Source organism: Azospira sp. MPR-E4 (assembly GCF_058809645.1).
Genome location: NZ_JBXAST010000025.1, coordinates 1 through 22,822, shown reverse-complemented (window position 1 = coordinate 22,822; position 22,822 = coordinate 1). Strand labels below are relative to the sequence as shown.

The following is a 22,822-nucleotide window of genomic DNA, read 5'->3' as shown; positions in this document are numbered from 1 at the left end:
GCGGGGACGATACGGAGGGGTATTCTACCCCGCCCTACCGGCCTGCTGGGCGAGGAAGGCGGTGGCGGCCGCCAGCGGCAGGGGGCGGCTGAAGAAGTAGCCCTGCACCTCGTCGCAGCCGTCGGCCGCCAGCATGTCGAGCTGGGCCGAGGTTTCCACCCCTTCGGCCACCACTTCCAGGCCCAGACTGTGGGCCAGGGCAATGGTGCCGCGGGCGATGGCGGCGTCATCCGGGTCCCGCTCGATGTCGCGCACGAAGGAGCGGTCGATCTTGAGCCGGTCGATGGGGAACAGCTTGAGGTAGGAAAGGGACGAGTAGCCGGTGCCGAAGTCGTCGATGGCCAGGGTGACGCCCATGTCGTTGAGGGCCTGCAGGGTGGTGATGGCCTCCTCCGGCCGTTCCATGACGCCGCTCTCGGTGATCTCCAGCTCCAGCAGCACGGCTGGCAGGCCCGTTTCCTGGAGGATGGCGGCCACCCGGCTGGGGAACTCCTTTTCCTTCAGTTGCCGGGTGGACAGGTTCACCGCCATGCGCAGGGGCGGCAGGCCCTGGTCGAGCCAGGCCTTGAGCTGGCGGCAGGCGGCCTGCAGCACCCAGTCGCCGATGCCGACGATGAGGCCGGTTTCCTCGGCGATGGGGATGAAGCGGTCCGGCGGGATCAGGCCGTCCTCCGGATGGCGCCAGCGCAGTAGGGCCTCCACCCCGGTGACCCGGTCGGCGGCGAGGGCGAACTGGGGCTGGAAGTGCAGTTCCAGTTCGTCATTGACCATGGCCTGGCGCAGCTTGCGTTCCAGCTCCAGGCGCTCGGTGGCGGCCCGGTTCATGGCCGAGGCGAAGAACTGGAAGTTGTTCCGGCCGATGGCCTTGGCGTGGTACATGGCGGTGTCGGCGTTCTGCATCACCGTCGGCACCGTTTCGCCGTCGTCCGGATAGAGGCTGATGCCGATGGAGGCGGAGGTGTGCAGCTCGTGGGCGCCGACCCGCAGGCTGCGGGCCACGTCCTCGATGATCTTGCCGGCCACGTGGGCCGCATCGTTGGCCCCTTCCACGTCGGGCAGCACCACCACGAACTCGTCGCCGCCGAGGCGGGCCACCGTGTCCGATTCCCGCACGGCGGAGCGCAGGCGGTGGGCGATTTCCATGAGCAGGGAGTCGCCCACGGCGTGGCCGAGGGAGTCGTTGATGGTCTTGAAGCGGTCCAGGTCCATGAACATCACCGCCACCTTGTGGCCATGGCGCCGGGCATCGGCCAGGGACTGCTCCAGGCGGGCTTCCAGGGTGAAGCGGTTGGGCAGGCCGGTGAGGGGGTCGTGGTGGGCCAGGTGGTGGATGCGGGCCTCGGTCTCCTTGCGCTCGGTGATGTCGGAGAAGAGGGTGATGTAGTGGGTGAGGGCGCCGCTCTGGGTGTCGTGCACGGCGTTGATGGTCATCCACTTTGGGTAGATCTCACCGTTCTTGCGCCGGTCCCAGATTTCCCCGGCCCAGGCGCCGGTGTCCCGCAGGATTTCCCACATCTGCCGGTAGAAGTCCTTGTCGTGGCGGCCCGAGGCCAGCATGCGCGGATCCTGGCCCAGCACTTCCTCCTGGGCGTAGCCGGTGATGTCGCAGAAGGCCCGGTTCACCGAGATGATGCGGTTGCCCTGGTCGCAGATCATGATGGCTTCCGGGCTGTTGGCGAAGACCTTTTCCGCCAGTTTCAGCTCGGCTTCGGCCCGGTGGCGGGCGGTGATGTCGGTGTAGATGATGATGGTGCTGCCGTCCCCCAGGTTGACCTGGCGGATCTCCAGCACCGTGCCGTCGGGCCGCTCCCGCAGGACGGCGGTGTTGTTGGGCCGCTGCAGGGCCCGCAGCACGCCCCGGGTGCGCCGTTCTTCGTCCCCCGGACCGTATTCGCCGCGGCGGGCGTTGAAGCGGACCATGTCCTCCAGGGTCGGGTAGCCCTGGGCGAAGAGGGTGTCGGGCAGGTCCAGCAGGGTGCGGAAGCGCTCGTTGCAGGCGATCATGCGCTGCTCCGGGTCGTACAGGCTGACGCCGTCCGGCAGGTTCTCCAGGATGTTCTGCAGGATGGCGTTCTGGTTGCGCAGGGCCTGTTCGTTGCGCTTGCTTTCGCTGATGTCGGTGTAGGTGGTGATGAAGCCGGTGAGCTGGCCGTCGTCGAAGAGGGGTTCTCCCTGGACCAGGGTGGTGCGCCCGTCCAGGCGGGTACGCTCGAAACGGTGGGGCTTGAACTGCATGGCCAGGGCCTTCCGTTCCTGCACGTGCTGTTCCGGATCGCCGGGGCCGTACTCGCCCCGCTGGGCCGGATAGCGCACCAGGTCCTCGAAGGGCACCCCGCGGTAGAGGGCTTCGGCGGGCAGGCCCAGGACTTCCCGCATGCCTTCGTTCCACAATTGCAGGCGCAGATGCTCGTCGAAGACGCTGATGCCCTGGGGCATGTTCTGCAGCACCGCCCGCAGCTGGGTGGACTGGCGCCGGTATTCTTCTTCCGCCAGCTTGCGTTCGGTAATGTCCTGGGTGGTGCCACTGGCCCGCAGGGGCTGGCCCCGGGCGTCCCAGAAGAGCCGGCCCCGGTTGATGAAGTGGCGCAGGCGACCGTCCTGCAGCAGCACCCGGTACTCGACGGCGAAGGTTTCCTCCTTGGCCGCGTTGTGGTCGGTGGCCTGTTGCACCTTGTCCCGGTCCTCCGGGTGCACCAGTTCCAGGAAGTGGGCGTAGGTCAGGGGCTCGCTCGGGTCCAGGCCCACCAGGCGGTAGGCTTCCTCGGAACACCAGAGGCGGCCACTGCGCAGGTCCCGCTCCCAGCTGCCGATGTGGCCGATGCGCTGGGCTTCCAGCAGGCGGTCCTGGGTGCGCTGCAGTTCCTCCGCCGCCAGTTGTTCCCGTTCGTGGCGCTCGGCGAAGAACTTGCGCTGCTGGCGCAGCAGGTACAGGGTGAAGGCGCCACCCCCGGCCAGCAACAGCAGGGAGACGCCGTAGGTGAGGAAATTGCGCTGGCGCACCGGGGAGAGGATTTCCTCCGCATCCACCTTGGTCACCAGGATCCAGGGGGTATCCGCCACCTGCTGGCTGGTGGCCAGGGTCAGCTGGCGGCGGTAGTCGACACCCTCCTGCTGGGGCGCGGCCGTGGCCGGGGCGCCGAGCATGCTTTCCTCCCGCCGCAGGTGCAGCTTGAGGGCCGTGTCCTGGCGGTGGCGCAGTTCGTTGAGCACCAGGAAGTCGCTTTCGTCCTGGCGCAGCAGAAGGGTCTCGGCGGTGGCGCTGGGCACCGGACGGGCCTGGATGAGGGGAAAGAGGACGGCGCCGGGGTCGATCCGCTGCACCAGGAAGGCCAGACGCTGGCCGCTGCGGGGGCTGCGGATGACGGCGGCCAGGTCGATGAAGGCATGGCCCTGGGGGTCCAGCTGCAGGTCGCTTAGCTGGGGCTGGTCGCTGTATTCGGCGACCTTCAGCAGGTCCCGGGTGGCTTCGCTGACGCTGCTGTCCTGGGGTGGGGCGGCGGTGCTGAAGCGCACCCGTCCGTCGTCGTCGAGCAGCAGGTAGGCCCGGTTCTCCGGCAATTCGGCCAGGGGGCCCAGACTCTTCTGCAGGTTGGCCTGGAGCTCGGCCGCCTTGCCCGGGGCCTCGAGCAGGCGCTCCAGGTGCAGGCTGTCCTGCCACGATTTTGCCTGGGCCTGCCGTTCGCTGCGCCAGGCGGCCACCTGCTGGGCCTTGAGGTCGGCCACGGCCCGCAGTTCCTGGAAGGTGCGGACGCGTACCGCCGCCTCCTCGCTGTGGGATAGATAGATGTTGGCCAGCCCCAGGCTGACGGCCAGGGAAAAGAAGACGACGACAACGGTCGCCTGAAGGTGGGTTTCGCGGCGCAGGGACATGGCTGGGGCCGGGGTGCTGGCAGGGGGGACAGGCGCCATTATCCCAGATTCCATGGGCCGGATTTGCGCTTTCCGGCTTGCTCCTGGCGGGGGGGTATAGTAATTTGCCGACAGCATAGGGAGGTACGGGGGTGCCTCCTTCGATGTCATACAAATATAAAGCTTGGCTCAGGGAACCCCATGAAAATCCGAACGTTCGTCCTGGCGACCTCCATCCTGGTTGGGTTGCTCTTTTTTGGCGGCAGCTATTGGGCCGTCAGCCGCTCCTTCGACAGCACCGTACGGGATCATGCCCGGGAAGGCGCCAACACCATGGCGCGCATGGCATTCGTCTCCATGTACGAGTTGATGAGCACCGGCTGGCGCCGCGACCAGGTGGAAAAATTCCTCCAGGGCATGCGCGACGCCACCCGGGGTTCCAACGCCACCGTGGAAATCTATCGGGGCCCCAAGGTCGAGGCCCTCTTCGGCGCCATCGAGCAGCCGCCCCTGGATGAACTGCTGCGCCAGGGTTTTTCCGCCGGCAAGCCCCAGGAGTCCATGCAGGGCTCCTTCATCCGCTTCATCTATCCCCTGCAGGCGGAAAACCGCTGTCTGCGCTGTCACGACAACGCCGCCGTGGGCGACGTGCTGGGCCTGATAGAAGTGCGGCAGAACGTGGGCGGCCTGGTGGACCAGGCCCGGGCCGAATTTTCCTGGTCCCTGGCCATTCTCATGCCCCTGGGCCTGCTGCTGGCGCTGCTAGCCGTGTGGTGGGTGAACCACCGGCTGGAAGGCGCCCTGCGCCATGTGGAGGAGGGCGTGGCCGGCGTCAATGCGGTATCGGACCTGCGCAAGCTGGAACTGCGCGGCAGCCGCCCCGGCTTCGCCGAGCTGACCCGCATCGTCTGCGCCGTCGAGGAGCTGGTGGCAAAGCTGCGGGCCGTGGCGGTGGACAAGGACATGCTCAAGTTCGAGATCGGCCTGCTGGAGAAGTTCGTCATCACCTCGGACATCATCCGCGACTGGACCGAGTACGTGAATCACCTGGTGGTGGACATCAACAAGGTGATGAACGCCCACGTGCTTTTCTCCATCTTCCAGATCGACGACGAGCTCTTCGACCTGGAGATTTTCTGGTATCGGGAGCCCTCCGCCGCCACCAAGCAGCGGGTGGAGAGCCACATCCGGGAAGTGCTGAAGCAGAATCCCCGCTTCTCCGTCATCACCTCCTTCACCATCAACCACCACGTGGCCAAGCCCGGTGGCGAGAAGGTGGAGCTGGCGGAGGAGGAGGTGCAGCTGCGGGTTAAGTCCTTCTTCGTCGATACGCCGAAGATCGGCGGCATCGTCGGTATCGGCGTCCAGGCTGACGAACTGGAGGACGATACCCGCCACCTGGTGCTCGATTCCGTGCTGTCCACCCTGCTCAATGTGGTGGGGTCGGTGAAGGCCATCTACAAGTACACCAAGGACCTGGAGTACTACGCCACCCGGGACCCCCTGACGGACCTCTTCAACCAGCGGGTGTTCTGGGAAATGATCGGCTACGAGATCGACCGTTCCTCCCGCCACGACGAGCATTTCGGCCTGCTGCTGATCGACCTGGACAACTTCAAGCTGGTCAACGACAACTACGGCCATGCGGTGGGCGACAAATTCCTCCAGGCCTTCGCCCGGGAGGTGCGGCAGGTGCTGCGCAGCGGCGACATCTTCGCCCGCTACGGCGGCGACGAGTTCGTGGTGATCCTGCCCGAGGCCGACCTGGAGCAGACCTCCGTCATCGCCCAGCGCATTCTCGAGGCCTCCCGGCAGAGCAGCGTCACCGCCTTCAACGGCGACGTGGTGCACGGCACTGCTTCCATCGGCCTGGCCGTGTATCCGGACCACGCCACCGAGCCCAAGGACCTCTTCCTCTTCGCCGACAACATGATGTACAAGGCCAAGGCGGAGGGTAAGGAGCGGGTCGCCATTCCCACGGCGGACGACGTCATGGAAGTGTTCCGCGACATCTCCCAGAAGAGCGTCACCATCCTCAAGGCCATCGACGAACGGCGGCTGATTCCCTTCTTCCAGCCCATCCTGGATGTCCAGGCCGGCGTGGTGGTGGGCTACGAAGTGCTGTCCCGCATCGAGGTGGACGGGGAAATCATGCGGGCCGACGAGTTCGTCGAGATCGCCGAGAAAATCGGTGTCATCCACCGCCTCGACTGCCTGGTGATCGAACTGGCCCTGCAGAAGCTGGCGGCGGAAGGGCACGAGGGCTACATCTTCCTCAACCTCTCGCCCCGGGCCATGGTGCTCAACGAGTTCGCCCGCTCCCTGCGCCAGATCGTGGCCGATTCCGGTATTCCGCCGGAGCGCATCGTCTTCGAGATCACCGAGCGGGATACGGTGAAGAACCTGGCCCTGATGGAGCGCTTCCTCAACGACCTGAAGTTCGACGGCTTCAAGCTGGCCATCGACGACTTCGGTTCAGGCTTCTCCTCCTTCCACTACCTGCGCCGCTTCCCGGTGGATTTCCTCAAGGTGGAGGGGGACTTCGTGGTCAATATCCTGCACAGCACCAAGGATCGGGCCTTCGTCCAGAGCATGCAGTCCCTGGCCCACGAACTGGGCATCCAGGTCATTGCCGAATTCGTCGAGACCGGCGAGGTACTGGACGAGTTGAAGCGCATGGGCATGGACATGGCCCAGGGCTATTACATCGGTCGTCCCGACCGGGAAATCCGCAAGCCCGCCTGAGCACGGGGCGGGCCGGCGGCCTAGAGGCCGGCCCGCAGCCAGTCCCGCCAGGCGGCGAAGACGCCGGGGTCCAGGGCGGCGACGATGCGCCGGCGCCACAGGTCGTCGGCGTGGAAGTCGTCCTGCTCCAGGGTGCACATTTGGCCGCCCGCTTCCTTCAGGATCAGACAGCCGGCGGCGTAATCCCACAGCATCTGGCCGCCGTGCACCGCCACGTCGATGCGGCCCGCGGCCACCTGGCACCACTCCAGGGCGCTGCTGCCGAAATTACGCTGGGAGAAGAAGGGCGGTGCCGTGGCGATGCGGACGGCCAGTTCTCGGGGCAGGCGTTTCAGGTCCACATTGGCCACCGCCTGGTCCAGGCTGCCGGCCACCCGGCGCAGGGGCAGGCGCTTGCCGTTCACGTAGGCGCCACCGCCCTCCCAGGCATAGAACAGTTCGTTGGTGATGGGGTTGTAAGTGATGCCCAGGCGGGGCTTGCGCTCCCGCAGCAGGGCGATGGAGACGGCGAAGACGGGCAGGCCATTGACGAAGTTGGTGGTGCCGTCGATGGGATCGATGCACCACACGTCCCCGTTGCCTGCCTCCAGGGCGGCTTCCTGTTCGGCCCGGCTCATTTCCTCGCCGATCACCGGGCAGGGCACGATTTCCGGCAGGCGCTGCAGGAGAAAGCTCTGGCACGCCAGGTCCGCTTCCGAGAGCAGGGTGCCGTCATCCTTGCGGTGGTGGATGGCCTTCATAAAACGGGGCACGATGGCTTCCCGGGCCACCTGGTGTACGGCTGCGATGACCGTTTCAACCGTGTGCCGGTTGGCGTTGTCGGCGTAGCGCATGGAACGGCTCCGGCTCAGGTGTCACGCCATTTCAGGGAACAGCCGATGCTCGGCGTCTGCTCCGCCGGGCCGCGGCCGCCGGCGGCCACCAGGGTCATGGCCTCGAACAGCTCCCGGCGGGCATCGGGGCGGGGGGCATTGCGGCCCGTGTCGTCCAGACGGCCCCGGTACTGCAGTTGCAGGTCGGCGTTGAAGCCGAAGAAATCCGGGGTGCACACGGCGCCGTAGGCCCGGGCCACGGCCTGGCTGTCGTCCAGCACATAGGGGAAGGGCAGGTCCCACTGGCTGGCCAGGGCCTGCATCTGGGCAAAGCCGTCTTCCGGGTAGGCCGCCGTGTCGTTGCTCATGACGGCAATGCTGCCGATGCCGTGGTGGTCGCGCAGTTCCCGGCAGTCCCGCACCAGGCGCTCGAGAATGGCTTTGACGTAGGGGCAGTGGTTGCAGATGAACATCACCAGCAGGCCCCGGGGACCCCGGGCGCTGGCCGGGCCGTGCTGGCGGCCGTCGGTGCCGGGGAGGAGGAAATCCGGCGCTTGCCAACCGAAGTCGCAGAGCGGCGTGGTGAGGCTGACCATGGGGAAACTCGCTTTCTGTCAGGGTATGGCAGAGCGGCCCCGATTCTCTGGAACTGGCCCGCAAGCCCCGTGGATGCACGGGAATGGGCGACGTAAGGGCGCGCGCGCCTATAATAGCACGATGACCGATCCCCGCTTTTTCTGCTCCCCCGAGGCCCTCAGCCTGAGTCCCGGGGCCTCCGTGGACCTGCCCGAAGGTCCGGCCCGTCATGCCGCCCGGGTATTGCGCCTGCAGGCCGGCGACGGCCTCATCCTCTTCGACGGCCGGGGCGGCGAGTACGGCGCCTGCATCGAGGCCGTGGCCAAGGACCGGGTGCGGGTGCGCCTGGGCGAGCACCAGCCCCGGGAATGCGAGTCGCCCCTGGCCCTGACCCTGATCCAGGCCCTGCAGGGCGGGGACAAGATGGACTTCACCCTGCAGAAGGCGGTGGAGCTGGGCGTCAGCCGCTTCCAGCCGGTCTCCAGCCGGCGCAGCGTGGTGCGCCTGGATGGCGAGCGGGCGGCCAAGCGCCTGGAGCACTGGCGTGGCGTCGCTGTTTCCGCCTGTGAACAGTGCGGCCGCAACCGGCTGCCGGAAGTGGCGCCCCTATTGCCTTTGGAGCGGGCCCTGGGCCAGGCGGAGAGCGCTTCCCGGCGCTTGGTGCTGCTGCCCGGCGCCGCCGTGTCCCTGGCGGCCATGGCGCCGCCGGATGGTCCCGTGTCCCTGCTGGTGGGGGCCGAAGGCGGCTTGGCGCCGGAGGAGGCGGAGGCGGCGGTGGCCGCCGGCTTCACTCCGGTGAGCCTGGGCCCCCGGGTGTTGCGTACCGAAACGGCGGGCCTGGCGGCCCTGGCAGCGATTCAGGCCCTGTGGGGCGATTTCAGGGGAGGTTGAGTCATGTTTGAATCGGCGGAACTGGAACACCGGGTCGACAAGAAGGATTTCGACGCCCAGGTGCCCCAGCTGCGGGCAGACCTGCTGGATGCCCAGTACGACGTGCTGCAGGCCAAGCGCTTCCCGGTGATCATCCTGGTGAACGGCGTGGACGGGGCCGGCAAGGGCGAGACGGTGAATCTGCTCAACTCCTGGATGGACCCGCGTCACATCGATACCCACGCCTTCCCGCCACCCTCCGACGAGGAGCGGGAGCGGCCGCCCATGTGGCGCTTCTGGCGTTCCCTGCCGCCCAAGGGCCGGGTCGGCATCATGTTCGGCAACTGGTACACCGACCCCATCCAGGGCCGGGTGAACGGCACCTTCAAGGCTTCCGAGCTGGACCAGCGCCTGGAGGAGATCGTCCGCTTCGAGAAGATGCTCACCGACGAAGGCGCCCTGCTCATCAAGTTCTGGTTCCACCTTTCCAAGAACGACCAGAAAAAGCGTCTCAAGGCCCTCTCCAAGGACCCCAAGCAGAGCTGGCGGGTGAGCGAGCAGGACTGGTGGCGCTACGAGCATTACGACGAATACCGGGAAGTCTCCGAACACGCCCTGCGCCACAGCAGCACCGGCAATGCCCCCTGGGTGGTGGTGGACGGCTTCGACGAGCGCTACCGTTCCCTGGCCGTGGGCCGCATCGTGCTGGATGCCATGCGCCGCCGCCTGGCCCGGCCGGACAGCAACCTGCGCATCGCCGCCGCCCCCTTTCAGCGGCCGGTGCCCGGGGAGAATCTGCTCACCGCCCTGGACATGTCCAAGGCCCTGGCCAAGAAGAAGTACGAAAGCGAGCTGGCCGAGTGGCAGGGCCGGCTCAACGCCCTGTGCCGGGACGAGCGCTTCCAGGGCCGTTCCCTCATCGCCGTCTTCGAGGGCAACGACGCCGCCGGCAAGGGCGGCACCATCCGCCGCATCACCAGCGCCCTGGATGCCCGCCAGTACCGCATCGTGCCCATCGCCGCTCCCACCGAGGAAGAGCGGGCCCAGCCCTACCTGTGGCGCTTCTGGCGCCAGGTGCCGCGTCACGGCCGGGTCACCATCTTCGACCGTTCCTGGTACGGCCGGGTGCTGGTGGAGCGGGTCGAGGGCTTTTGCGGCGAGGCCGACTGGATGCGGGCCTACGCCGAGATCAACGACTTCGAGGACCAGCTGGTGCGGGACGGTGCCGTGGTCGCCAAGTTCTGGCTGGCCATCAGCAAGGACGAGCAGTACCGCCGCTTCAAGGAGCGGGAGGACACCCGCTTCAAGCGCTTCAAGATCACCGACGAAGACTGGCGCAACCGGGAAAAGTGGGACGACTACGAGCAGGCGGTGTGCGACATGGTGGACCGCACCAGCACCGAAATCGCCCCCTGGACCCTGGTGCCGGCCAACGACAAGAACTACGCCCGCATCCATGTCTTGCGCACGCTGTGCGAGCATCTGGAAAGGTCGTTGAAAAAAGACCCTGCCAAGAGCGGGAAAAAGAAATGAGACTGTCGTAAAGTCTCCCCTTGCCCATCGTGCGCTTGCCCTCAGAACAGCCCGCCCATGACCGATAACGCCCTGCCCAACGCCGCCCAGTTCGTCGCCTGGTTCCGTTCCGTCGCGCCCTACGTCAATGCCTTCCGCGGCAAGACCTTCGTCGTCGCTTTCGGCGGCAAGTCCATCTCCGGCCCCCTGGCCCGCACCTTCGCCTACGACGTCAGCCTGCTGGCCAACCTGGGGGTGCGCCTGGTGCTGGTGCATGGCTCCCGCCCCCAGATCGAGGAAGAGTTGCAGGAGAAGGGCCTGGAAAGCCGCTTCCACGCCGGCCAGCGCATCACCGATGCGGATACCCTGGACTGCGTCATCGATGCCGTCGGCAGCGTGTACCTGGAAGTGGAGGCCCTCCTTTCCCAGGGGCTGCCCAACACGCCCATGGCCGGCAACACCATCCGGGTGGTGGGCGGCAACTTCATCACCGCCCGCCCCATGGGGGTGCTGGACGGGGTGGACCTGCAATACACCGGCGCCGTGCGCAAGATCGACGCGGAAGGGCTGAAGGCCCAGCTGGGCCTGGGCAACATCGTCCTGCTCTCCAACCTGGGGGCCAGTCCCACCGGCGAAATCTTCAACCTTTCCATGGAGGAAGTGGCGGAGGAGGCGGCCAAGGCCCTGGGGGCGGACAAGCTGATTTTCCTCACCGACAGCCAGGGCGCCACCGATGCGGAGGGCAATCTGCTGGACGAGCTGACTGCCGATGCGGCGGAACAGCTGGCCCGGGTCGGCGAATGGCTGTCGCCGGACCTGAAGCGCTACCTGCCCTGTGCCGTGCGCGCCAGCCGGCGGGGCGTGGGCCGGGTGCATATCATCGGCTATGAACTGGACGGCGCCGTCCTGCACGAGTTGTTCACCCACGACGGCGTCGGTACCGTGGTCACCCGGGACCCCCTGGATACCCTGCGGGATGCCAAGCCCGACGACATCGGCGGCCTGGTGGGCCTGATCGCCCCCCTGGAAGAGGACGGCACCCTGGTGCACCGGCCCCGGGAGCTGCTGGAGCGGGAAATCGGCCGCTTCTCGGTGGTGGAGCACGATGGCGTCATCGTCGGCTGCGCCGCCCTCTACCCCTACGCGGAAGACGGGCAGAAGGCAAAGACGGCGGAGCTGGCCTGCCTGGCAGTCTCGCCGGAACATCGCCGCTGGGGCTACGGCGAACGCCTGATGCAGCACATCGAGGTCAAGGCCAAGGCGGCCGGGGTGAAGCGGCTGTTCGTGCTCACCACCCGCACTACCCACTGGTTCATCGAACGGGGCTTTGCCCTGGCCTCGGTGGACGAGCTGCCGGAAGAAAAGCGCCACATGTACAACCTGCAGCGCCGCTCCAAGGTGCTGATGAAGAGTCTGGGCAAGTAGACCTCGCGCCCCATGGCCCCACAGTGACTGGGGGCTTTGGCGGTACGGCGGCGGCCTCGCGATATAATCATCCCCAACCAATTTCTGGAGGAAGCACCATGGCAAGAACCGTCAACTGCATCAAGCTGGGCCGGGAGGCCGAAGGCCTGGATTTCGCCCCCTATCCGGGCGAACTGGGCAAACGCATTTTCGAGAACGTCTCCAAGGAAGCCTGGCAGCAGTGGATTCGCCTGCAGACCATGATTATCAACGAGAACCGTCTCAACCTGGCCGACCAGCGCCATCGCCAGTACCTGGCCGAGCAGCTGGAAAAGCACTTCTTCGGCGAAGGCGCCGAACAGGTGCAGGGCTACGTGCCGCCGGCCGCCTGATTCCCGGCAGCACCCCCAACAAAAAGGCCGCAGATCCTTCGATCTGCGGCCTTTTTGTTGGCCGGGGCATGGCCGGGGAGTAAGGAATTAGCTGTTGGCGATTTCCCGGTCGATCTCTTCCAGGGTGGCGTGGCGCACGTTGAGGCCCTTGACCATGTAGATCACGTATTCGGCGATGTTCTTGGCGTGGTCGCCGACCCGCTCGATGGCCTTGGCGATGGACATGATGTCCAGGGAGCGGGAGATGGTGCGGGGGTCTTCCATCATGTAGGTGATGAGCTGGCGCACCACGGAGCTGTATTCCACGTTCACCGCCTCGTCCTGGTGCACCACTTCGGCGGCAGCCGTGACGTTGAGGCGGGCAAAGGCGTCCAGGGCCGTGTGCAGCATCTCCAGGGACAGGTCGGCCATGTGCCGCAGTTCCACGTCCGGGGTGAAGGAGGTGTGCTGGGCGTTGAGGGCCAGGCCCAGGCGGCCGATCTTGTGGGCCTTGTCGCCGATGCGCTCCAGATCGGAAATGGCCTTGATCACGGTGGTGATCATGCGCAGGTCGATGGCGGTGGGCTGGCGCTTGGCAATGACCTGGTTGCAGGCTTCGTCCAGTTCGATTTCCAGCTGGTTCACCCGGGCATCCTCCCGGACCACCGCTTCGAGCAGGCTGGTATCGGCAGCGTAGAGGCCCTGCATGGCCTTCTTCACCTGTTGCTCGACCAGTCCGCCCATCTGCAGCACACGGGTGCGCAGGCTTTCCAGCTCGATATCGAATTGCTTGTAGGTATGTTCGCTCATGGCTTCCATGGTCGCGGTCCTGTTGGGGTCAGAACCGGCAACGTTAGCAGGCTAATGTGACAGGGAAGTTTCAGTGCCCCCGCCGTTCCGGTCAAGCGCTAAGTGTCTTGACCCCTTCCGGGGTCCCCAGCAGCAGGATGTCGGCACCGCGACGGGCAAAGAGGCCGTTGGTCACGACGCCGACGATCTGGTTGATGCGGCTTTCCAGATCCACCGGATCGGCGATGGAGAGGCCGTGTACATCGAGAATGATGTTGCCGTTGTCGGTGAGGAAGCCCTCGCGCAGCTTCGGCGTGCCCCCCAGCTTGGCCAGCTCCCGCGCCACCTGGGCCCGGGCCATGGGGATCACTTCCACCGGCAGGGGGAACTTGCCCAGGGCCTGGACCAGCTTGGAGCCGTCGGCGATGCAGATGAAGGTTTCGGCCACGGCGGCCACGATCTTCTCCCGGGTCAGGGCGCCACCGCCACCCTTGATCATGTGCAGCTTGGGCGTCACCTCGTCGGCACCATCCACATACACGGGCATGGTACTGACGTCGTTGAGGTCCAGCACCGGGATACCGTGGCCCTTGAGGCGGGCGGCCGTGGCTTCGGAGCTGGCCACGGCGCCCCGGAAGCGGCCCTTCATGGCGGCCAGGGCGTCGATGAAACAGTTGGCGGTGGAGCCGGTGCCGACGCCGATGATGGCATCTTCGGCGACGCGGCTGGCCACGTAATCGGCAGCGGCACGGGCCACTGCCTGCTTGAGTTCGTCCTGGGTCATGGGGGAATCCGGTGGGGGGGCTGGAAAAGCCCTATTTTACCGGAGGGATTGGCCGCCGGCGGACTCAGGCCTCATTTTCCCGGTAGAGGATGAGCTGGTAGTCGGGGCCGCTCTCCTGGATGCCGGCCAGGCGGATGGGCTGGCGCTTGCCGCCGATGATGAGGTCGGCCCGGCGGTCCGGGGTGTAGGTGTCTGGGGGCACCAGCAACAGGCGCTCCTCCCGGGACACCAAGATGGCATCGAGCAGCCCCAGGCCCATGGCTTCGGGGATCTGCTCGCCCCAGGGGCATTCGGCATTCTTGTCTGCCAGCTGCACCTGGGCGCAGGCCGGAATGCCCGGGAAGACGGTCAGGCCGGCATTGGGCCGGCCATGACTGCGGCCGAGACGGCGGATGATGCCAACCCTCCAGTCGATTTCGTTCTCGATACGGTAGCCCAGCAGGGCGCCGATGCTGTGCCAGGGACGGCGGAAGGGCAGCCGTGCGCCCAGGCCGGCTGCACTGATGTCCAGGCCTTCCCAGGTGTCAGCGACCTGCTGGATGCCGGTGCTTTCCAGGGCTGCTAGGGTTTCCAGGGGCGTTTTGGGGGCGGCGGGCGCCTCCGCGTCTTCCGGGCGGGCACCGCCTTCGACCCGGTACAGATCCAGGATGCGCACATGCCCCTTGTAGTCCAGACTGCGGCCGGAGCGGGCAAATTCGGCTGCAGCGACAGCGCGTCGGGCCAGGGTCAGCCCACTGACTACCAGCAGGTTGCTGGCGAGCGGGATGCGTTCCTGCTGCCGTGACGGGGGCGTCAGGGACCAATGCTGGATCAGCAGGTGCAGCAAATCCAGAAGGGTGCGGGCATTGCAGGGGCAGTTAGCCAGCCACTCGGGAATGCGACCGGTACTCTGAATGCTGGCCCGTAATTTCATCAACTGCATCTGGGCTGGTCCGGGACCGAAATATCGCCAGGACGGGCCTGTCTCCTGACCGGGAGCGCAGCGGCTGGGGCCATCAGTGGCCTCCAGGTTGATGCGGAATGGTGTCTGGGAGGTGAAGGTGTCGATGAACAGGCAATGGCTTTCCACCTTGCGGATGGTGCGCTCGATGGCCTCCATTTGGGGCGGCGTCAGGTTGGACAGGGGAATGGCCTCGAACAGTACGCCGACCAGGTACTCCCGCCAGACGCTGGTGGCTTCGGGGCTGTCGGGATAGGCATTGACCTTGCCATGGAGGATGCCTTGGTTTCGCGCCATGAAAAGCAGCTCGTGGCAGGTCTGCCACCACTGGGCATCCGGCCCGACATAATTGAACTGGCCGATTTTTTTACCCAGCACCAGGGCTTGCATGGCGCGTACCGCCAGCCGGGTCAGCTGGACCCGGTCGCCTTCCTTGCCGGATTGGGCTGCCTGCTGGAGCAGTGCTGCGAGGGATTGGCGGTAGGCCCGGTGCAGGTGGCGGTAGTGCAGCTCCAGGGCTTTCAGCAGCCGGTCCGCCAGGTAGTCTTGACGGTTGTCGTTGAAATAGTTGTCCCACGCCTCGTCTCGAGATGAGCGGATGGATTCGTCCAGCCGCTCAATGGCATGGGCGGCGCCCTCGGGGGATATCTCGATGGTGAGTTGCTCAACCTGCTCCAGCCACTGATCCACATCCTGTAGGGCACTTTGGGGATTGGCGCGGGGTATCTGGGCCAGATACTCGTCGATGCCCTTGTCGCTGCCCAGGGGGTGGTCGCTGCCGGAGTTCTTGAATCGGGAAGTGATCCAGTTAAGCATGATGGTCTGTCACGCAGGTGCAATAAGGGGAGGAGTCTATTCCTTTTTTCTTTGAAAATTAAGGAGTCTCGGGGTTCCCCCCGGTTTTGCGCAAAAAGTAAAAGGCCGCCCGGGGTGGGCGGCCTTGCGGGGTGATGCTTGCCGGCAGGTGGCGGCCGGCTTATTTCTTTTTCATCGGCGGCAGGTCGGTGCAGCTGCCGTGGGCCACTTCCGCCGCCATGCCGATGGATTCGCAGAGGGTCGGATGGGGGTGGATGGTCTTGCCGATATCCACTGCATCGCAGCCCATTTCCACGGCCAGGCAGACTTCGCCGATGAGGTCGCCGGCGTTCATGCCGACGATGCCGCCGCCCAGCAGGCGATGGCTTTCGGCGTCGAACAAGAGCTTGGTGAAGCCTTCCTCGGCGCCGTTGGCGATGGCCCGGCCGCTGGCCGCCCAGGGGAACACGGCTTTTTCAAACTTTATGCCATCGTTCTTGAGCTGGTCTTCGGTCTTGCCGGCCCAGGCGATTTCCGGATGGGTGTAGGCCACGCTGGGAATCTGCAGGGCGTCGAAGGCAGCCTTCTCGCCGGCGGCGACTTCGGCGGCGACGTGGGCTTCATGCACTGCCTTGTGGGCCAGCATGGGCTGGCCGACGATGTCGCCGATGGCGAAGATGTGGGGCACGTTGGTGCGCATCTGGGCATCGACATTGATGAAGCCCCGGTCGGTGACGGCGACGCCGGCCTTGTCGGCGGCGATCTTCTTGCCGTTGGGAGTACGGCCGACCGCCACCAGCACCAGGTCGAAGGCTTCCTTCTCGCCGGTGGAGTAGGTGACCTCGATACCTTCGGCCTTTGCTTCGGCGGCGGTGACGCCGGTGGCCAGCAGGATGCGGTCGAAGCGCTGGGCGTTCTTCTTCTCCCAGACCTTGACCAGATCCCGGTCGGCGCCGGGCATCAGACCCGGGCCCAGTTCCACCACGGTGATGCGGGCGCCCAGGGCGCTGTACACCGTGGCCATTTCCAGGCCGATGATGCCGCCGCCGATGACCAGCATCTTCTTCGGCACCGAGCGCAGTTCCAGGGCGCCGGTGGAGTCGATGACCCGGGGATCGTCCTTGGGCATGAAGGGCAGGGCCACGGGCTGGGAGCCGGCGGCGATGATGGCGTTCTTGAACTTCACCACCTGCTTCTTGCCGTCGGCCGCGGTGACTTCGATGTGGTGCGGGTCGATGAAAGCCCCGACGCCCTGCACGTGCTGCACCTTGCGGCCCTTGGCCATGCCGGCGAGACCGCCGGTGAGCTTGCCGACGACCTTTTCCTTGTGGGCGCGCAGCTTGTCCACATCCACCTGGGGGGCGGCGAAGGTGACGCCGCAGTCGGCCAGGTGCTGGGCTTCTTCCAGTACCGCGGCCACATGCAACAGGGCCTTGGAGGGAATGCAGCCGACGTTGAGGCAGACGCCGCCCAGGGTCGGGTAGCGTTCCACCAGCACGGTCTTGAGGCCCAGGTCGGCAGAGCGGAAGGCGGCGGAGTAGCCGCCGGGGCCGGCGCCCAGCACCAGCATGTCGCATTCGACGTCGGCACCGCCGCTGTGGCTTCCAGCCACGGGGGCAGGAGTTGCTGCAGGAGCGGGCGCTGCCGCCGGGGCGGCGGGCTGGGGTGCCGGGGCTGCGGCAGCCGCGCCGGCTTCCACCACCACGATCACCGTGCCTTCGGCCACCTTGTCGCCCAGCTTGACCTTGATTTCCTTGACCACGCCGGCAGCCGACGAGGGCACGTCCATGGTGGCCTTGTCCGACTCCAGGGAGACCAGGGGGTCTTCCACCTTCACCGTGTCGCCGACCTTGACGAACACTTCAATGACGGGCACGTCCTTGAAGTCGCCGATATCCGGTACTTTCACTTCAACCAGTTGGCTCATGTTCTCTCTCCCTTACAGCATGACCCGGCGGAAATCCGCCAGCAGCTTGGCCAGTTCGGCGTTGAAGCGGGTCGCCAGGGCGCCGTCGATGACGCGGTGGTCGGCGGAGAGGGACAGGGGCACGATCAGGCGCGGCACGAATTCCTTGCCGTTCCACACCGGCTTCATGCTGGACTTGGAAACGCCCAGGATGGCCACTTCCGGCGCATTGACGATGGGGCTGAAGGCCGTGCCGCCGATGCCGCCGACGGAAGAAATGGTGAAGGTGGCGCCCTGCATGTCGGCGGGCTTCAGCTTGCCGTCCCGGGCCAGCTTGGCCAGTTCGCCGGTTTCCTTGGCGATCTCCAGCACGCCCTTCTTGTCGGCGTCCTTCAGTACCGGCACCACCAGGCCGTTGGGCGTGTCGGCGGCGAAACCGATGTGGTAGTACTTCTTGTACACCAGGTTGTCGCCATCCAGGGAGGTGTTCAGTTCGGGGAACTGCTGCAGCACCTTGACGCAGGCCTTGATGATGAAGGCCAGCATGGTCAGCTTCTGGCCGCTCTTTTCGTTTTCCTTGTTCAACTGCACCCGGAAGGCTTCCAGGTCGGTGATGTCCGCGTCCTCGTGGTAGGTCACGGCGGGGATCATCACCCAGTTGCGCGCCAGGTTGGCGCCGGAAATCTTCTTGATGCGGGAGAGGGGCTTGGCTTCGATGGGGCCGAACTTGGCGAAGTCCACCTTGGGCCAGGGCAGCAGGTCCAGGGAGCCGCCGCCGGTGATGCCGCCGCCGCCCACCTGGGTGGGGGCCACGGTCTGGCCGGACATGACGCCCTTGATGTAGGCCTTCACGTCTTCGGCCTGGATGCGGCTCTTGGGGCCGGTGGCGGTGACCTTGGAGAGATCCACGCCCAGTTCCCGGGCAAAGGCGCGTACCGAGGGAGAGGCGTGCACCTTGCCGCCCAGGGCCAGGCCGTAGGGCGCGGCAGTGGGGGCCGGGGTGAAGGGCTTGGTGGGCGCGGGGCCGTCCAGCTCCGGCGGGATGACCGCGGGGGCGGCCGGTGCCGGTGCGGCAGCCGCAGGGGCTGCAGCCACGGCGGCCACGGCACCGGTGGCGCCTTCCAGCACCACCACCACACTGCCTTCGGAAACCTTGTCGCCGACCTTGACGCGCACTTCCTTGACCACGCCGGCGGCGGAGGAGGGCACGTCCATGGTGGCCTTGTCGGACTCCAGGGAGCACAGGGGGTCTTCCACCTTCACGGTGTCGCCCGGCTTGACGAAAATTTCGATGACCGGCACATCCTTGAAATCGCCGATGTCCGGGACCTTCACTTCAATGGTTTGGCTCATTGTTCTTCTCCGTCAGGCGATTAGCAGGTCTGGGGATTCAGCTTTTCGGGGTCCAGGCCGTACTTGACCAGGGCCGCAGCCACCTTCTCGCGCTCGATCTGGCCATCGTCGGCCAGGGCCTTGAGGGAGGCCAGGACGACCCAGTGGCGATCCACCTCGAAGAAGTGGCGCAGCTTCTCCCGGGTGTCGGAGCGGCCGAAGCCGTCGGTGCCCAGGGTGACGTAGCGGCGGTTGATGAAGGGACGGATCTGCTCGGAGTAAAGGCGCACGTAGTCGGTGGAGGCGATGACCGGACCGCGGGTGTCGTCCAGGCATTCTTCCACGTGGCTCTTCTTCGGCTTTTCCAGGGGGTGCAGCAGGTTCCAGCGGGCCGTGTCCTGGCCGTTGCGGGCCAGTTCGTTGAAGCTGGGGCAGGACCACAGGTCGGCTTCCACGCCCCAGTCGTTCTTCAGCAGCTCGGCGGCGGCCATCACTTCGCGGAAGATGGTGCCGGAGCCCAGCAGCTGCACGCGGGGAGCGTCGGAGGCGGCGCCCTTCTTGAACTGGTACATGCCCTTGACGATGTTGGCTTCGGCACCGGCCGGCATTTCGGGGTGCTCGTAGTTCTCGTTCATCACCGTCAGGTAGTAATAGACGTCCTCCTGCTCCTTGAACATGCGGCGCAGGCCGTCCTGCATGATCACGGCCACTTCGTAGGCGAAGGTGGGGTCGTAGGAGACGCAGTTGGGGATCAGGCCGGAGAGGATCAGGGAATGGCCGTCCTCATGCTGCAGGCCTTCGCCGTTCAGGGTGGTGCGGCCGGCGGTGCCGCCCACCAGGAAGCCCCGGGCGCGCTGGTCGCCGGCAGCCCAGCAGAGGTCCATGGTGCGCTGCAGGCCGAACATGGAGTAGCAGATGTAGAAGGGCACCATCTGCACGCCGTGGGTGCTGTAGGCGGTGGCGGCGGCGATCCAGTCGGCCATGGCGCCGGCCTCGTTGATGCCTTCCTGCAGAATCTGGCCGTCCTGGGATTCCTTGTAGAACATCAGCTGGTCGTGGTCCTGGGGCACGTACTTCTGGCCTTCCTGGTTCCAGATGCCGACCTGGCGGAACATGCCTTCCATGCCGAAGGTGCGGGACTCATCCGGCACGATGGGCACGATGTGGCGGCCGATGTTCTTGTCCTTGAGCAGGGTGGACAGGACTCGCACGATGGCCATGGTGGTGGAGATTTCCCGACCTTCGCCGGTGGCCTTGAGCAGGCCCTCGAAGGCGGCCAGCTCGGGCACCGCCAGGGGGGCTGCCTTTTCGCGGCGCTGGGGCAGGTAGCCGCCCAGGGCCAGGCGGCGTTCCCGCATGTAGGTCAGTTCGGGGGAGCCTTCCTCAAACTTCAGGTAGGGCACCTCGTCGATCTTGTCGTCCGGCACCGGCAGGTTGAAGCGGTCGCGCATGCGACGCAGGGCCTCGTGGCCCATCTTCTTGGTCTGGTGGGTGGTGTTCTGGGCCTCGCCGGCCTCGCCCATGCCGAAGCCCTTGATGGTCTTGGCCAGGATCAGGGTGGGCTTGCCCTTGTGTTCGGTGGCGGCCTTGAAGGCGGTGAAGATCTTGAACATGTCGTGGCCACCCCGGTTCAGGGCCCACACTTCGTCGTCGGTCCAGTCGGCCACCAGTTCCTTCAGTTCCGGCGTGTTGAAGAAGTACTCGCGCACGTAGGCGCCGTCCTTGGCCTTGAAGGTCTGGTACTCGCCGTCCACGCATTCCATCATGCGCTTCTTCAGGATGCCCTTCTTGTCGCGGGCGAAGAGGGCGTCCCAGTGGGTGCCCCAGATCAGCTTGATGACGTTCCAGCCGGCGCCGCGGAAGTCGCCTTCCAGTTCCTGGATGATCTTGCCGTTGCCGCGCACCGGGCCGTCCAGGCGCTGCAGGTTGCAGTTGATGACGAAAATCAGGTTGTCCAGCTTTTCCCGGGCGGCCATGCCGATGGCGCCGAGGGATTCCACCTCGTCCACCTCGCCGTCGCCGAGGAAGGCCCACACCTTGCGGCCTTCGGTCTGCACCAGGTTGCGGCACTGCAGGTACTTCATGAAGCGGGCCTGGTAGATGGCCTGCAGGGGGCCCAGGCCCATGGAGACGGTGGGGAACTGCCAGAAATCCGGCATCAGCCAGGGGTGGGGGTAGGAGGAGATGCCCTTGCCGTCCACTTCCTGGCGGAAGTTGTCCATCTGGTCCTCGGTCAGGCGGCCGAGCATGAAGGCACGGGCGTAGACGCCGGGCACGGAGTGGCCCTGGAAGAAGATCAGGTCGCCGCCATGGTCGTCGGAGGCGGCGTTCCAGAACCAGTTGAAGCCCACGTCGTAGAGTACGGCGGAGGAGGCGAAGGAGGCGATGTGGCCGCCCACGTTGGTGTGCTTGTTGGCCCGTACCACCATGGCCATGGCGTTCCAGCGGATGTAGGAGCGGATGCGCTCTTCCAGGTCCGGGTTGCCCGGGTAGTTGGGCTGCTTCTCGGCGGGGATGGTGTTGATGTATTCGGTGGTGGCGCTGTAGGGAATGTCCACGCCTTCCTCACGGGCCTGTCCGATGAGCTTCTCGATCAGGTAGTGGGCCCGGTCCGGGCCTTCCTTCTCGATCACGCCTTCGAGGGCGTCGACCCATTCCTTGGTTTCCTGGGGATCGGCATCAACCGATTGGGGAACTTCGGGCAGTGCTGCCATGGTTTGTCTCCTATTTGGAAGGACGTTTTTTTGTTGCGCACCGGGTGGGGCGGCAACACCTAGCTTAGACCGAAACGATAGCTTCGCCTAGCGAATTTCCACATTGTAAAAACACAGTTCGTATTGTGCAACATTGCACTGCAACATAGAGCAGGACTGGGCCTGGGGGGCCTGGCAGTCTCCTCGGCGGGCTGGTGGCCCCGGTGAGGGTGGCTCAGGGCACGTGGCGCAGGCGTACGCCGTAGGCATGGACCACCCGGCCGCCGCGGACCTCGCCCATGACCGGGGTGTCGAGCCGGTCAATGGCTTCGTGGTCGTTGGGGCTGAAGGGGCGCTCGTAGATCTGCACCACCCCTTCCACCTTGTCCCGCAGGTTCTCCAGGGCCGCCTTCAGGCGCGGGCCGTCGGTGCTGCCGGCCTGGCGGATGGCGGCAGCCAGCAGCAGCATGGCGTCGTAGCCCTGGGCCGCGGCCGAAGGCACCGGGATGCGGGGGGCGCCGCTGGCCTTCAGGTAGGCGTCGAGGAACTGGCGTCGCTTCAGGGAGGTGCCCTCGTCGATGAAGGTGAGGGGCATGCGTGCCCCTTCCGCATTGGGGCCGGCGTTGTCGATGAAGGAGGACATGGAAAGGGTCCAGCCGCCGATGAGGGGCGCCTCCCAGTGCAGCTTGGCGCGGCCGTTGGCCAGGGCCGCCAGTTCCGGACCGATGCCGTAGGCCAGGATGGCTTCGGCGCCCGCCTCCCGGGCCCGCTGCAGCTGGCGGGTCAGATCGATCTCGCCCAGGTTGAAATGCTCGATGCTGACCGGCTTCAGGCCCTTGGCGGTGAGGGCCTTCTCCAGGTCCTCCCGGCCCAGCTGGCCGTAGTTGGTGGTGTCGTGGATGATGGCCAGGCGCTTGAAGCGGCGCCGCTCCACCGCCTCCTCGACGATCATGGCCGCCTGGATGGCGTCGCTGTTGGAGACGCGGAAGACATAGTTCTCGGCGTAGTGGGGCTGCAGGAACTGCTTGGTGATGATGGAGCCGGTGGCCACGGCGGTGAGTACCGGAATGCGGGCATCCTGGAAGTAATGCTGGCTGGCCAGGGCCACCCCGGTATTGACGATGCCCACGGCGGCGGTCACCTTCATCTGCACCAGCTCCTGGGCGATGCGGCTGCCCCGCTGGTTGTTGGCCTCGTCGTCCCGCTCCACCAGTTGCAGGGGGCGCCCCAGGAGGCCGCCGCCGGCGTTGATCTCCGCCGTCGCCAGGCGGATGCCGTCGCGCATGGACAGGCCCATGGGGCTGGAGCCGCCGGTGAAGGGGCCGTACACGCCGATGCGGATCGGCAGGGGCGCCTGGGGGGCGGCCTGGGCCCAGGCGGGGGCCAGCAGCGCGATGGCTGCGGCGAGGAAGAGCGACAGTCGAGAAGGGAGGGCGGGCAGCAT

At 66.2% G+C, this 22,822-nt stretch carries 15 protein-coding genes; 5 read left to right on the top strand and 10 right to left on the bottom strand.

Annotation, left to right across the window (positions count from 1 at the left end; translation table 11 throughout):
* Window positions 1-24: 24 nt before the first annotated feature.
* A complete protein-coding gene (locus AC1RTA_RS09390; RefSeq protein ID WP_014236652.1) occupies window positions 25-3,870 on the bottom strand; it encodes an EAL domain-containing protein in 3,846 nt (1,281 codons plus the stop codon).
* A gap of 180 nt (window positions 3,871-4,050) precedes the next feature.
* Here AC1RTA_RS09390 and AC1RTA_RS09385 point away from each other — a divergent pair, with 180 nt between their 5' ends.
* Window positions 4,051-6,594 carry a putative bifunctional diguanylate cyclase/phosphodiesterase gene (locus tag AC1RTA_RS09385; RefSeq protein ID WP_014236653.1) on the top strand — a complete coding sequence of 848 codons (2,544 nt, stop codon included), beginning with the start codon at window positions 4,051-4,053 and terminating at the stop codon, window positions 6,592-6,594.
* Window positions 6,595-6,614: 20 nt separating this feature from the next.
* Here the strand turns inward: AC1RTA_RS09385 and AC1RTA_RS09380 are convergent, their stop codons facing one another.
* Window positions 6,615-7,427, bottom strand: a complete 813-nt coding sequence (locus AC1RTA_RS09380) for an inositol monophosphatase family protein (protein WP_492784577.1) — start codon at window positions 7,425-7,427, stop codon at window positions 6,615-6,617.
* Between the two features lie 14 nt (window positions 7,428-7,441).
* A complete protein-coding gene (locus AC1RTA_RS09375; protein ID WP_152090638.1) occupies window positions 7,442-8,002 on the bottom strand; it encodes a thioredoxin family protein in 561 nt (186 codons plus the stop codon).
* Window positions 8,003-8,123: 121 nt separating this feature from the next.
* Between AC1RTA_RS09375 and AC1RTA_RS09370 the strand changes: the two genes are divergently transcribed.
* The 4 genes from AC1RTA_RS09370 (at window position 8,124) to AC1RTA_RS09355 (ending at window position 12,160) form a co-directional block, all read left to right on the top strand.
* The gene (locus AC1RTA_RS09370; protein ID WP_205230854.1) at window positions 8,124-8,873 is read left to right on the top strand and encodes a 16S rRNA (uracil(1498)-N(3))-methyltransferase; all 750 of its coding nucleotides are present in this window, start codon (window positions 8,124-8,126) and stop codon (window positions 8,871-8,873) included.
* Window positions 8,874-8,876: 3 nt separating this feature from the next.
* Window positions 8,877-10,385, top strand: coding sequence for a polyphosphate:AMP phosphotransferase (gene pap / locus AC1RTA_RS09365; RefSeq protein WP_014236657.1), 1,509 nt, complete (start codon window positions 8,877-8,879; stop codon window positions 10,383-10,385).
* Window positions 10,386-10,442: 57 nt separating this feature from the next.
* Window positions 10,443-11,789 (top strand): amino-acid N-acetyltransferase, encoded by a 1,347-nt coding sequence (gene argA / locus AC1RTA_RS09360; RefSeq protein ID WP_205230837.1) that lies wholly within the window; start codon window positions 10,443-10,445, stop codon window positions 11,787-11,789.
* Window positions 11,790-11,887: 98 nt separating this feature from the next.
* Entirely contained in the window at window positions 11,888-12,160 is a 273-nt protein-coding gene (locus AC1RTA_RS09355; RefSeq protein WP_152090640.1) for an oxidative damage protection protein, read from the top strand.
* A gap of 87 nt (window positions 12,161-12,247) precedes the next feature.
* Here AC1RTA_RS09355 and phoU read toward each other — a convergent pair whose 3' ends face one another.
* The 7 genes from phoU to AC1RTA_RS09320 form a co-directional block, all read right to left on the bottom strand.
* The gene (gene phoU / locus AC1RTA_RS09350; RefSeq protein ID WP_014236661.1) at window positions 12,248-12,958 is read right to left on the bottom strand and encodes a phosphate signaling complex protein PhoU; all 711 of its coding nucleotides are present in this window, start codon (window positions 12,956-12,958) and stop codon (window positions 12,248-12,250) included.
* 82 nt (window positions 12,959-13,040) lie between these two features.
* Window positions 13,041-13,712, bottom strand: coding sequence for a ribose-5-phosphate isomerase RpiA (gene rpiA / locus AC1RTA_RS09345; RefSeq protein ID WP_205230835.1), 672 nt, complete (start codon window positions 13,710-13,712; stop codon window positions 13,041-13,043).
* A 64-nt stretch (window positions 13,713-13,776) separates the two neighbouring features.
* Window positions 13,777-15,468: a cyclic-di-GMP receptor FimW-related protein gene (locus tag AC1RTA_RS09340; protein ID WP_492784576.1), complete on the bottom strand. Its 1,692-nt coding sequence runs from the start codon at window positions 15,466-15,468 to the stop codon at window positions 13,777-13,779.
* A gap of 160 nt (window positions 15,469-15,628) precedes the next feature.
* Window positions 15,629-17,374 carry a dihydrolipoyl dehydrogenase gene (gene lpdA / locus AC1RTA_RS09335; RefSeq protein ID WP_492784575.1) on the bottom strand — a complete coding sequence of 582 codons (1,746 nt, stop codon included), beginning with the start codon at window positions 17,372-17,374 and terminating at the stop codon, window positions 15,629-15,631.
* Window positions 17,375-17,386: 12 nt separating this feature from the next.
* Window positions 17,387-18,706: a dihydrolipoyllysine-residue acetyltransferase gene (gene aceF, locus AC1RTA_RS09330; RefSeq protein WP_492784574.1), complete on the bottom strand. Its 1,320-nt coding sequence runs from the start codon at window positions 18,704-18,706 to the stop codon at window positions 17,387-17,389.
* Window positions 18,707-18,726: 20 nt separating this feature from the next.
* Window positions 18,727-21,399 carry a pyruvate dehydrogenase (acetyl-transferring), homodimeric type gene (gene aceE / locus AC1RTA_RS09325; RefSeq protein WP_492784573.1) on the bottom strand — a complete coding sequence of 891 codons (2,673 nt, stop codon included), beginning with the start codon at window positions 21,397-21,399 and terminating at the stop codon, window positions 18,727-18,729.
* A gap of 214 nt (window positions 21,400-21,613) precedes the next feature.
* Window positions 21,614-22,822, bottom strand: a 1,209-nt coding sequence (locus AC1RTA_RS09320) for an ABC transporter substrate-binding protein (RefSeq protein ID WP_492784572.1), incomplete at its 5' end; no start/stop codon positions are given.

Excerpts from the sequence above, each read along its gene's own strand:
- AC1RTA_RS09390 (WP_014236652.1), bottom strand. The coding sequence starts at position 3,870 with ATGTCCCTGCGCCGCGAAACCCACCTTCAGGCGACCGTTGTCGTCGTC.
- AC1RTA_RS09385 (WP_014236653.1), top strand. The coding sequence starts at position 4,051 with ATGAAAATCCGAACGTTCGTCCTGGCGACCTCCATCCTGGTTGGGTTG.
- AC1RTA_RS09380 (WP_492784577.1), bottom strand. The coding sequence starts at position 7,427 with ATGCGCTACGCCGACAACGCCAACCGGCACACGGTTGAAACGGTCATC.
- AC1RTA_RS09375 (WP_152090638.1), bottom strand. The coding sequence starts at position 8,002 with ATGGTCAGCCTCACCACGCCGCTCTGCGACTTCGGTTGGCAAGCGCCG.
- AC1RTA_RS09370 (WP_205230854.1), top strand. The coding sequence starts at position 8,124 with ATGACCGATCCCCGCTTTTTCTGCTCCCCCGAGGCCCTCAGCCTGAGT.
- pap (WP_014236657.1), top strand. The coding sequence starts at position 8,877 with ATGTTTGAATCGGCGGAACTGGAACACCGGGTCGACAAGAAGGATTTC.
- argA (WP_205230837.1), top strand. The coding sequence starts at position 10,443 with ATGACCGATAACGCCCTGCCCAACGCCGCCCAGTTCGTCGCCTGGTTC.
- AC1RTA_RS09355 (WP_152090640.1), top strand. The coding sequence starts at position 11,888 with ATGGCAAGAACCGTCAACTGCATCAAGCTGGGCCGGGAGGCCGAAGGC.
- phoU (WP_014236661.1), bottom strand. The coding sequence starts at position 12,958 with ATGGAAGCCATGAGCGAACATACCTACAAGCAATTCGATATCGAGCTG.
- rpiA (WP_205230835.1), bottom strand. The coding sequence starts at position 13,712 with ATGACCCAGGACGAACTCAAGCAGGCAGTGGCCCGTGCCGCTGCCGAT.
- AC1RTA_RS09340 (WP_492784576.1), bottom strand. The coding sequence starts at position 15,468 with ATGCTTAACTGGATCACTTCCCGATTCAAGAACTCCGGCAGCGACCAC.
- lpdA (WP_492784575.1), bottom strand. The coding sequence starts at position 17,374 with ATGAGCCAACTGGTTGAAGTGAAAGTACCGGATATCGGCGACTTCAAG.
- aceF (WP_492784574.1), bottom strand. The coding sequence starts at position 18,706 with ATGAGCCAAACCATTGAAGTGAAGGTCCCGGACATCGGCGATTTCAAG.
- aceE (WP_492784573.1), bottom strand. The coding sequence starts at position 21,399 with ATGGCAGCACTGCCCGAAGTTCCCCAATCGGTTGATGCCGATCCCCAG.